Annotated in this window: 14 protein-coding genes; all 14 read left to right on the forward strand. The window is 46.2% G+C overall.

Annotated features, from left to right (window positions below):
* A partial coding sequence (locus tag AC1DUA_RS14090; protein ID WP_477500361.1) for a PhnD/SsuA/transferrin family substrate-binding protein occupies positions 1-354 on the forward strand: 354 nt, incomplete at its 5' end.
* Positions 355-377: 23 nt separating this feature from the next.
* Positions 378-1121, forward strand: a complete 744-nt coding sequence (phnC, locus tag AC1DUA_RS14095; protein ID WP_477500362.1) for a phosphonate ABC transporter ATP-binding protein — start codon at positions 378-380, stop codon at positions 1119-1121.
* A 20-nt stretch (positions 1122-1141) separates the two neighbouring features.
* Complete coding sequence (gene phnE / locus AC1DUA_RS14100; RefSeq protein ID WP_477500363.1) at positions 1142-1930, forward strand: phosphonate ABC transporter, permease protein PhnE; 789 nt, start codon at positions 1142-1144, stop codon at positions 1928-1930.
* A complete protein-coding gene (gene phnE, locus AC1DUA_RS14105; protein ID WP_477500364.1) occupies positions 1927-2766 on the forward strand; it encodes a phosphonate ABC transporter, permease protein PhnE in 840 nt (279 codons plus the stop codon). Before phnE (AC1DUA_RS14100) ends, phnE (AC1DUA_RS14105) begins: the two co-directional genes overlap by 4 nt.
* Before the next feature lie 5 nt (positions 2767-2771).
* Positions 2772-3209, forward strand: a complete 438-nt coding sequence (gene phnG / locus AC1DUA_RS14110) for a phosphonate C-P lyase system protein PhnG (protein ID WP_477500365.1) — start codon at positions 2772-2774, stop codon at positions 3207-3209.
* Entirely contained in the window at positions 3196-3825 is a 630-nt protein-coding gene (phnH, locus tag AC1DUA_RS14115; RefSeq protein WP_477500366.1) for a phosphonate C-P lyase system protein PhnH, read from the forward strand. Before phnG ends, phnH begins: the two co-directional genes overlap by 14 nt.
* A gap of 1 nt (position 3826) precedes the next feature.
* On the forward strand, positions 3827-5011 hold the full coding sequence (locus AC1DUA_RS14120) for a carbon-phosphorus lyase complex subunit PhnI (RefSeq protein ID WP_477500367.1): 1185 nt from the start codon (positions 3827-3829) through the stop codon (positions 5009-5011).
* On the forward strand, positions 4956-5834 hold the full coding sequence (locus tag AC1DUA_RS14125; protein WP_477500368.1) for an alpha-D-ribose 1-methylphosphonate 5-phosphate C-P-lyase PhnJ: 879 nt from the start codon (positions 4956-4958) through the stop codon (positions 5832-5834). The genes AC1DUA_RS14120 and AC1DUA_RS14125 overlap by 56 nt, the downstream gene beginning before the upstream one ends.
* 48 nt (positions 5835-5882) lie before the next feature.
* Positions 5883-6728: an ATP-binding cassette domain-containing protein gene (locus AC1DUA_RS14130; protein WP_477500374.1), complete on the forward strand. Its 846-nt coding sequence runs from the start codon at positions 5883-5885 to the stop codon at positions 6726-6728.
* 25 nt (positions 6729-6753) lie between these two features.
* A complete protein-coding gene (phnL, locus tag AC1DUA_RS14135; RefSeq protein WP_477500369.1) occupies positions 6754-7464 on the forward strand; it encodes a phosphonate C-P lyase system protein PhnL in 711 nt (236 codons plus the stop codon).
* Positions 7465-7475: 11 nt separating this feature from the next.
* A complete protein-coding gene (locus tag AC1DUA_RS14140) occupies positions 7476-8054 on the forward strand; it encodes a hypothetical protein (protein WP_477500370.1) in 579 nt (192 codons plus the stop codon).
* A gap of 2 nt (positions 8055-8056) precedes the next feature.
* Positions 8057-8482 (forward strand): amidohydrolase family protein, encoded by a 426-nt coding sequence (locus tag AC1DUA_RS14145; protein ID WP_477500371.1) that lies wholly within the window; start codon positions 8057-8059, stop codon positions 8480-8482.
* Entirely contained in the window at positions 8472-9413 is a 942-nt protein-coding gene (locus AC1DUA_RS14150) for a sugar phosphate isomerase/epimerase family protein (RefSeq protein WP_477500372.1), read from the forward strand. The genes AC1DUA_RS14145 and AC1DUA_RS14150 overlap by 11 nt, the downstream gene beginning before the upstream one ends.
* Before the next feature lie 66 nt (positions 9414-9479).
* Positions 9480-10004 (forward strand): YfbR-like 5'-deoxynucleotidase (locus AC1DUA_RS14155; RefSeq protein WP_477500373.1); only part of this gene is annotated, 525 nt, incomplete at its 3' end.

Below are 10004 nucleotides of genomic sequence, written 5' to 3' on the forward strand. Positions count from 1 at the left end.
GGTCATGACAAGTCGATTCTGGCTATCGCAAAAGGAAACGCTGACGGCGCTGGTGTCTGTGATACCTGTATTCAAAAAGTCATTGATGCCGGGCTGATCAAAGCAACAGACTTCCGTATCTTGGCCAAATCCGATCCAATTCCAACAAGTCCATACACCTATCGGAAAGATCTGCCTGAGGAGCTCGTCCAAAAAATTAAAGATTTTGTGTTTAGTTATGATAAAAACAACAACAACCCGCCGTTTTTTGCAAATGGGACGCAGAAGTTTTTCCCTGTTTCAGATAAGGATTTTCAAGTTGTCAAAGATACAGCCAAAGCCCTTAATATGAGTCCGGAACAATTATTGAAATAGCAGAAAGGCGCGGTGACGGAGAAATGGCTGCTCTTTTGGAGATTCAGAATCTAAAAAAAGTGTACAGTGACGGAACAACCGCTCTTCAGGGAGTGGATTTCAAGGTAAATGAGGGCGAGTTTGTCGTTGTAATTGGCTCAAGCGGGGCAGGTAAGAGTACGCTGCTGCGCTGCATTAATCGCTTGGTACAGCCGTCGGAAGGTTCCGTTATGTTTAATGCAATGGATACTACCAAAGCGAATCAAACGCAAGTCCGGAAGCTGCGCCGTGAGGTAGGCATGGTTTTCCAAAGTTTCAACCTGATTCAGCGGGTATCTGTCTTAAGAAACGTGTTGAATGGGCGTCTCGGCTACATGAATCCATTAACGGGCATGCTCGGGATGTTCTCGAAAACAGATGTGGAAGAAGCGAAGAAGATTTTATTCCGTCTAGGGCTGCACGAACAAATGTATAAGAGAGCGGATGAATTAAGCGGAGGTCAGCAGCAGCGGGTTGGGATTGCCAGAGCGTTGTCCCAGCGGCCCAAATTAATTCTTGCTGACGAACCAATCGCGAGCCTTGATCCTGTCACTTCGGAGACGATCATGAGCCACCTGCACACAATTTGCCAGGAGGACGGCATTACTTGTGTCGTTAATCTACATCAAGTGGAGGTCGCCAAGAAATATGCCTCGCGCATTATCGGTATCCATAAGGGATCTGTTGCCTTTGATGGAAAGCCGAATCAATTATCGGACAATGAAATTTCGCATATTTACCAGAAGTAGCGGGAAGGGGACTTTAGGGAATGGAAGATCGTTTAAAGGATTTGCAGCGGCAAAAGAAGCTGCAATCCATGATGATTGCCGTTGTTATTATGGCGATTACGATTTGGTCTGCCATACAAACTAATTTTTCAGTGGCAGAATTGTATGCCGGCGGGGGAGAAATAGTGCGCTTCGTTTTGTTCGACTTCCTCCCTCCGGATTTCTCGACGATTAGTAAATTAATCGGACCTGCACTGGATACGATTTATATCAGCTTTGTATCGATGGTTATTGGTGCCTGTTTATCCATGGTTTTGGCGTTCTTTGCTGCAGCTACTACGGCGCCAAACAAAGTCATTCAGATCATCGTCCGAGCCTTCTCTTCCGTAATGCGCAATATTCCTACCTTGATTTGGGCGATTTTATTGGTATTCGCCTATGGGTTAGGAACAACGGTTGGTTGCTTGGCACTTATTATTACCTCGATTGGCACGTTAACCAGAGCTTACGCCGAAATGTTGGAAGAGATCGATATGGGTCAGGTGGAAGCGCTCAAGGCCACAGGTGCAATGTACTTCCAAGTGCTTGGTCAAGCGGTGATGCCGCAGTTCATGCCAGGGTTCATTGGCTGGTCGCTGTATAAATTAGAACTGAATATTAGAGCTTCCACGATTATTGGGATGGTTGGCGGAGGCGGATTAGGTTTTGCCATTCAAAAAGGTATTAAGCTATTTCAGTACCAAGAAGTTAGCTTGGCGATTCTGCTGGTCATTGTCATTGTGGTTATAACCGAATGGACCACTAGTAAAATAAGGGAGCGTATCCTATGAGTACAGAATGGACGCAAACAGCCGGTAAGATGGCCGAGCGATCACGACCTGGCTTTGGAGCCTATCCGCAGAAACCGAAGAAGGATCCTATCTTGGTTGGCGCAGCCATTTTTGGTGCGGTATTCTTCATCTTCTGCTTTGTGCAATTACATTTTGATTTCTACAAAATCATGCAGGGTACTTGGAAGTTTATCGTTTCCTTTGCCCAAATGCTGCCACCGAATGTTGYAGATTGGAAAGAAATCTTACTCGCTGGCCTACTTACTTTGCAGGTTGCGATTGTAGGAACAGTGCTTGCCGTTATTACTGCTTTTTTCTTGTCTTTTCTGGCTGCTGAAAATGTATCGCCACGGACGGCATGGTTCGTGAAAGGCTTGGGTTCGTTGCTTCGTGCGGTGCCAACACTCGTGTGGGCTTTGATTTTCATCGTTGCGGTTGGATTGGGACCCTTCCCGGGGATTTTGGCGATTGGTGTTCATGCTGTCGGAATGTTGATCAAAGTATTCTCACAATCAATCGAAGAAGTCGATGAAGGAGCATTGGAGGCGATCAGGGCCACGGGCGCAGGATGGTTGCAAATTATGGCACAGGCCGTGATTCCCAATGTATTTACTTCCTTCATGGCGTGGAGTGTGTTTCGGTTGGAAATCGATATCGGAGAATYGGTCATCTTAGGTGCTGTCGGCGCAGGCGGAATAGGCTGGGAAATTTCCAATGCGATGCGCGCTTATGAATTTGATACGGTCGGTTTCGTGGCACTGGTAATTTTTGTTATGGTGTTCAGTGTTGAATTATGCAGCAATCGGATGAAGTTGAAAATCCGCAGGAGGGGGTAGATTTCATGAAAAAATCGCAAATTTCCCGTATTCTCATCGATGGTAATCCACAGTTAGTGGAGTCGTTCAGTCTAGAAATTGAACAAAACTATCCCATCACGATGATTAAACCGCCGGAGAAGAGCCTGGTTATGACCAAAGCAAGAGATTCCGTCTCCCAGCAGCCTTTTTACATAGGAGAAGTTCTGGTAACGGAATGCACAGTTTCCTTGAATGATGTTTATGGTTTTGGCGTTCTGATGGGAGAAGATGCCCAGAAATCGTATCAGCTTGCCGTTGTTGATGCAGCCTTTCAGGCGGATTTGCCTGAAACAATGGCATGGAGCGAGCGTTTGCTGGAAGAAGAACAGCAAATCGCTGCCAAACATAGACTCGACTATTCGCAAGCCATGAAGACGAAAGTGAATTTCGACACGATGGAGGAGTACAATGCCAAACGTTAATGAAGCGACTTTCGAGCGGGTTCATGACACGCAGTTCATCTATCGTCAACTGCTGGACGCCTTCGCTAAACCAGGTCAAATCTACAATATGGAACCCGCAGCAGCAAAGCTGACAACCTTATCGCCCCTGCAAGCAATGATTACCTGTTTTGCGATGACGCTTTTCGATGGTGAAGTCAGTTTCTGTTTGGAAATGGGAGGGCAAGAAGGGCTGGACGCTTATTTACGTAGGCAAACCTTTAGCCGAAACGCAGTGGCTTCCCAAGCCGATCACATCATTACGCAAGCCAGCATGGACGCTGGGCAGATACAACTTTTGCTGTCGAAGCTGCGAAAAGGAACCTTGATCCGGCCCGAAGACGGGGCTACGGTATTCCTTCATGTCGATGATTTGGAGACGGAAGCTAGAGGAGATCATCACGGATGGACGCTGACGGGGCCGGGGATTCAACATGCCCAGCATCTCTATATCCCGGGGCTGCCCAAAGCATGGTTCGAAGAGCGTGCCAAGCTAAATCTCGAATATCCTTTGGGCATCGATATGGTGTTGTTTACAGAAAGCGGCAAGATGACGGCTTTGCCCAGAACAACAATCGTTAGGGAGGATGGCATATAGGATGGCATATGTGGCGATTACCGGAGGTCAGGAAGCTATTGGAGAGGCGAATCGCCTCGTTCAATTTTATCGCGTCAAGGATTCCAAACAAAGCATTGATATTGAGCTTATTGAAAAACAATTGCGATTGTTGATTGATCGCATTATGGGCGAAGGCGGATTATACTCCCCGGAGTATGCAGCCATAGCGCTGAAGCAGGCCGAGGGAGATCCGGCAGAAGCGGCCTTCCTGCTTAGGGCGTATCGTTCAACACTACCAAGAAATCACTACTCACATACGGTAGAACCGGCTGATATGCGGGTTATCCGTCGAATTTCTTCCTCGTTCCGAGACGTTCCCGGCGGACAGATTCTAGGTCCAACCTATGACTACACGCATCGGATGTTGAACTTTTCTCTTCGCGAGGAAGATGGTGAAGCGATTGCTGCTTTTGCACAGGAATATTTGGAAGAGGTAGACCTGACAGAAGGCGACTTCACCTTGAAGAAGGTAGCTGACATCCTGCGAGAGCAAGGACTCATGATGAAACGCGAAGAGGCAGCGGCCGGTCTTCAAGACGAAGAGCCATTTGATATTACGAGGGAAAAAATGACAATCCCCTCTACCCGTGCGGCTCGTTTGCAAACACTCGCGCGTGGTGAAACCGGTGCGATGACAGCTCTTGCATATAGCAGCATGCGTGGCTATGGCATCGTGCATCCAACGATTGGCGAGCTTCGTGTTGGCTATTCAGCTGTACATATTCCTTATCCTTATAGTCAAGGTGATGAGGAGGAGTCGGTTTATATTGGCGAAATGCTGCTAACAGAAGTGGAAACAATCAATTCTTTTAAGCAGGACGCGGATTCAGGGAATGTGCAATTTTTATTAGGTTATGGGCTGTGTTTTGGTCAAAATGAGATCAAAGGCATATCCATGGCGATTCTCGAACGCAGCTTGGAGACAACAGGTACGGCTCCTGCACAGGATGAAGAATTCGTTTTGACACATATTGATTCTGTGGAATCCAGCGGATTCGTCTCCCATTTGAAACTACCGCATTATATCACATTCCAATCATCGCTTGACCAAATAAGAAGAGTGCAAGTTCAGCACCAGGAGAAAGCGAAGAAAAAGGAGGAAGATCAAGATGCACACGACAGAAGAGAAGCAAAATCGAATAACCTTCAACACAGTGGCGTATAACTTTGCGTTCCTTGACGAAGGTTCCAAGCGGGAAATTCGCCGCAAATCGTTAAAAGCCGTCGCGATACCTGGGTATCAAGTAGCTTTTGCATCAAGGGAGATGCCGATTGGGAGAGGCTGGGGAACAGGTGGGCTGCAGCTAACCTTATCGCTGTTAGGGCGTCAGGACGTTTTGAAGGTGATCGACCAAGGGAATGACGACAGCGTGAATGCGGTTAGCATTCGCAGATTAGTCCAAGACACGAGCGGCATTGCGACAACGGAACAAACTTCGGCAGCAACGATTATTCAATCAAGGCATCGTATACCCGAGGAAAAGCTGAATCAGTCGCAGATTCTTGTTCTGCAGGTCCCGCAGCCTGAGCCATTGCGTAAAGTGGAGCGCCGGGAGGAATTGACGAGAATTCGGCATGCCGAGATGGATTACAGCGCGATGTGGTTAACCCTGTATGAAAGCATCGTGAAATGGGGCAGCATTACGCTTGGAGCGGATTATCCGGTATTGGTTCATGACCGTTACATGATGGCCCCGAGTCCAATTCCCCGTTGGGATACAGAGAAGCTGCATCAAAGCGAGCATCTCACTTTATTCGGGGCCGGACGGGAGAAGAAAATTTATGCGGTTCCGCCCTATACCAATGTGCGGCCATTACAGTTCGAGGATTACCCTTTCGAGGTGGAGACATTTGCTGATGCATCTTGCCGGCATTGTGAGAGTACACATACGTTCCTCGATGAAGTGAAAGACGAAGTGTCTGGCACTACGCTATATCAATGCTCGGATACCGCCTACTGCAGACAGCAACAGGAAAGGGGAATGTAGACGATGCCAGCACATGGTTTGAACATGATTGAACACTCCTATGATCCTATAGCATCCATTGAAACTCCTTTGCTTAGCGTCCAAGGGCTGCATAAACAATTTGGCAGCGGGTGCGCACATTGCCACAAGTCTTCTACAGATGAACAACAAGGGAGCCGTTGTACCTATTGCGGCAGCATCTGGGCTTGCAGAAACTTAAGCTTCGACTTATATCCCGGTGAAATTCTTGGGGTGGTAGGCGAAAGTGGATCAGGTAAGAGCACATTGGTGAAGTGTTTATATTTTGATGAAGAAGTGACATCGGGCTCCATGACAATGTCTAGTTTCGACGAGGGCAGAACCAATTTATTCGGTCTCTCTGCACAGCAAAAAAGATATATTCGCAATCATGAAATGGGGATGGTGTACCAGAATCCCTTTCTAGGATTGCGGATGACATATTCCAGCAGCGGTAATATCGCTGAAAAGCTGTTTGCCGCCGATCATTTCCATGTCGGCCGTATTCGCGAACGAGCAGCTGAGCTATTGGATCAAGTAGAAATTCCCCTTTCGCGTATGGATGAGCCGCCCAAGAATTTCAGTGGTGGTATGCAGCAAAGGGTGCAAATCTCCAAGGCATTGGCCAATAACCCTCCACTGCTGCTGCTTGACGAGGTAACTACGGGGCTGGATCTTTCGGTTCAAGCCAAGGTGCTTGATCTAATACGCAGTATTCAGCGCGAACTGCAAGTGGCGATGATTGTTGTTTCTCATGATTTAGGCGTTATTCGCATGTTGGCGAATCGGACGATGGTTCTGCGACAAGGGCTCATTGTCGAGCAAGGTTTAACGGATCAGATCTTGGAAGACCCGCAGCATCCTTATACACAGCTGTTAGTTCATTCATTGCTATAGCTTAGATTTGAGCAAATAGAAGGTGGTGATTCCCATTTTAAAAGTAATCGGTCTCAGCAAAATGTTTGAATTGTCCCTCTCAGATGAAATGAAAGTGAATCCGTTTGATAACCTATCCTTTGAGGTTGAAGAAGGAAAGTTTCTAGGTATTGCAGGTCCAAGCGGAATCGGTAAATCTTCCATTCTAAAATGTGTGTATCGCACGTATTTACCAACCTCTGGAGAAGTGTGGTATCTATCTTCTCTGTATGGAATGATCGATTTGGCCAAAGCGACAGAACGCCAAATTACCCATTTGCGCATCCACGAAATCAGTTACGTTTCTCAGTTTCTCAAAGTCATTCCGCGTATTTCGGCTGTAGATATCGTTGCGGAACGACTGCGCCCGCTTGGTTATGATATCAAGAAAGCCAGAGTTCTAGCTGCTCGTTTATTAGAGAGACTGAATATACCCGAACAGCTGTGGAATGCTTTTCCGGCTACATTTAGTGGTGGTGAACAGCAAAGGGTCAATCTGGCAAGAGCGTTTATTGTGCGTCCCCGACTACTAATTCTGGATGAACCGACAGCATCGTTGGATCATGAAACGAAACAAAATGTGCTCGAAATTCTCAAAGAAATGAAGCAGGACGGCACGACAATGATCGGTGTCTTTCATGACTGGGATGTGATGGGCAAGGTAGCTGATCAAATTCTGGATTTGCGTGAATTTCAGGAGGCCAAAATTCAGCTGTAAAGGAGACCCAAATGAAGCGAAACCTGACCATACACGGCGGTAACATCGTAACGCCAACGGGCATTATTGAGAATGGAACGATAGTCATTGAAGATGGTCTTATTGTAGATATACGTTCCACGTCCATATCCGGGATTGGCTCAAATGACTTTAATGTGAGCGGGTGTTATGTGCTGCCGGGCATGATTGACATGCATAGTGATGCGATTGAACATGAGATGCAGCCGAGACCAACGAGCCGATTTGATCTGGAATTTTCGTACCATGAGCTGGAGCGCAAGCTGGTTAGTCAAGGCGTTACAACGATTTATCACTCTTTGAGCATGTGGGGAGAGAATTCAACGAATGATTTCCGTAAGAATCAAAGTGTCAAAGACATTGTGGACCGTATTTGGAATTTGCGCAAACAAGAGCATCTGATTCACCACCGCATTCACGTCCGTGTGGAGATGACGAATGAAAGTGTCGTTCCTTTTATTGAACAATTTATTGAGGATGGCATTATTGATTTAATTTCTTTCATGGATCATACCCCAGGGTTGAACAATGGAAAGGGACGATCAGTGAATTTCCAGTGGATATGGAAGTAGCTGTGGAAGCAAAGCAGCGTGGCCTGTATGTGGTCATGGGAGCTCCGAACATTATGCTGGGACGTTCACATAGCGGCAATCTATCGGCGTATGATGCAGTAAAAGCCGGTGTGGTAGATATCCTTTGTTCCGATTATTATCCTCCAGCTATGTTGCGAGCCGTATTCTTTCTTCATAAACAAGGAATTGAACTCGTTGATGCCGTGAATATGGTTTCATTAAATCCGGCAAAAGCGTTACATATCGACGATCGTACAGGGTCCATTGAAGTGGGCAAAGAGGCAGATTTGTTAATCGTCAGAGAGAATCGTGTGCAATCGCCTGTGATTGAAAAAGTGCTCGTTCGTGGTCATGTAGTTTGTCAAATGGACTATTTATCCGCAGTGACAGATGCGTCTACGAAAGGGGTAGAGCGTATTGAAGCTTAAAGGCGTTGGCGTTAGCTTAATGTCCTATGCGGTTGTCAGCCAATTGGAGAAGCTGGAAGAAAAGCTTCTGGCCGTTCAGAAAGCGGGCTTTCAAACTGTGGAAATTCCAATCCAAGGGATGAACGTAATTGTTAATGGCGAGTTGGATTTGGTGAGGTTGGAGGCTTATAAGAGAGTGCTTAGCCGTCATCCTCTTACCTATACGATGCATGCGCCTTTCGATTTAAATCTATTTCGTCCGCATAACTTTGATTTTGAGACAAATTTGTTTATGACTTCTCTTGAAGTGGTTGGCGCTGTTGGAGCCGAACTGATGGTTTTTCACGTAGGTCGATTCGTGGGCGAAGAACAATTTCAATATCCCCATACATGGCCGAGATACAGTGATGAAGAAATGCGGCAGTTGATGCAGCAGGAAGTAGAGTTTATGCGTGTCGCCGGTGAGAGAGCCAGGTTGCTGAATGTTAAAATTGGCATGGAAAATGTCCGACCGTATTTGGACTGTCCGGATTACTGCTATTCGGTGATTCCGGAGAAGCTTGCCCGTCAAGTAGCAGCCATTAATCATTCCCATGTTGGCATTGCCCTAGATGTCGGGCATTTATATCTATCCACGCAAATGTTCGGGCTGAATCTGCTTGATGAGATGAAAGCCATGCTCCCGTATATAAATCATTTGCACGTCCATGACAATTTTGGCAAGCCTTGCTTCTCCACGGAAAAAAATCAATTCGAGCTGCTCCCTCTCGGACGTGGAGATATGCATATGCCCATTGGAAAAGGCCACGTCCCGATGGACCAAATTACCGGATTGTTGGAATTGGTGCCTTTCCACGGTTATTTGATTCACGAGATTAGAGAACAATACGAGTTTAGTTGGAGCGACTTGGCCCGTCAATATCAAGTGAACGAGGAACTCTATCATTTGTGATTGAATCAGATTATCGAGTCACATGATCCAATCAGAGCTATTCTAACATAATGGGGGGCTGAACGTATGGGAATCCATGCTTATTTTAGGTCTTTAAATGATTTAGAAAGAATTATTCGCTGTCCAGGAAAGTTCAAGTTCGAGGAACACAGTGTTGCAGCTCATTCATGGAAAGTTGTACAGTACGCCAAAACGCTAGCAGATATTGAGGAGAAAAACGGCGCCAGTATTGACTGGAAAAAGCTTTATGAAATCACAAGCAGTCATGATTATGGTGAAATATTCATTGGGGATATCAAAACGCCTGTCAAGCATGCATCCCCTGAACTTCGTTTATTGATCCAAAAGGTTGAAGAAGGCATGGTTTATAACTTTATTGAAGAGCAGATCCCTGAGGAATTTAAAGAAATTTTCCATAATCAGCTTCGCGAGGGTAAAGATCATTCGATCGAAGGCTTAATTTTGGAAGTTGCGGATAAAATGGATCAAGTGTATGAAGCATTTGCTGAACTTCAAAGGGGTAATACGGAGAAAGAATTTATTAAAATGTACCGTGAGGCACTCATAAAAATAAATACGATTCCTTTACAT

It is taken from the genome of Paenibacillus sp. 01T422, assembly GCF_056398785.1.

Bases quoted from the DNA above. Each gene is read 5' to 3' on its own strand.
- phnG (WP_477500365.1), top strand. From the start codon at position 2,772: ATGAAAAAATCGCAAATTTCCCGTATTCTCATCGATGGTAATCCACAG.
- phnC (WP_477500362.1), top strand. From the start codon at position 378: ATGGCTGCTCTTTTGGAGATTCAGAATCTAAAAAAAGTGTACAGTGAC.
- phnE (WP_477500363.1), top strand. From the start codon at position 1,142: ATGGAAGATCGTTTAAAGGATTTGCAGCGGCAAAAGAAGCTGCAATCC.
- AC1DUA_RS14120 (WP_477500367.1), top strand. From the start codon at position 3,827: ATGGCATATGTGGCGATTACCGGAGGTCAGGAAGCTATTGGAGAGGCG.
- phnH (WP_477500366.1), top strand. From the start codon at position 3,196: ATGCCAAACGTTAATGAAGCGACTTTCGAGCGGGTTCATGACACGCAG.
- AC1DUA_RS14140 (WP_477500370.1), top strand. From the start codon at position 7,476: ATGAAGCGAAACCTGACCATACACGGCGGTAACATCGTAACGCCAACG.
- AC1DUA_RS14125 (WP_477500368.1), top strand. From the start codon at position 4,956: ATGCACACGACAGAAGAGAAGCAAAATCGAATAACCTTCAACACAGTG.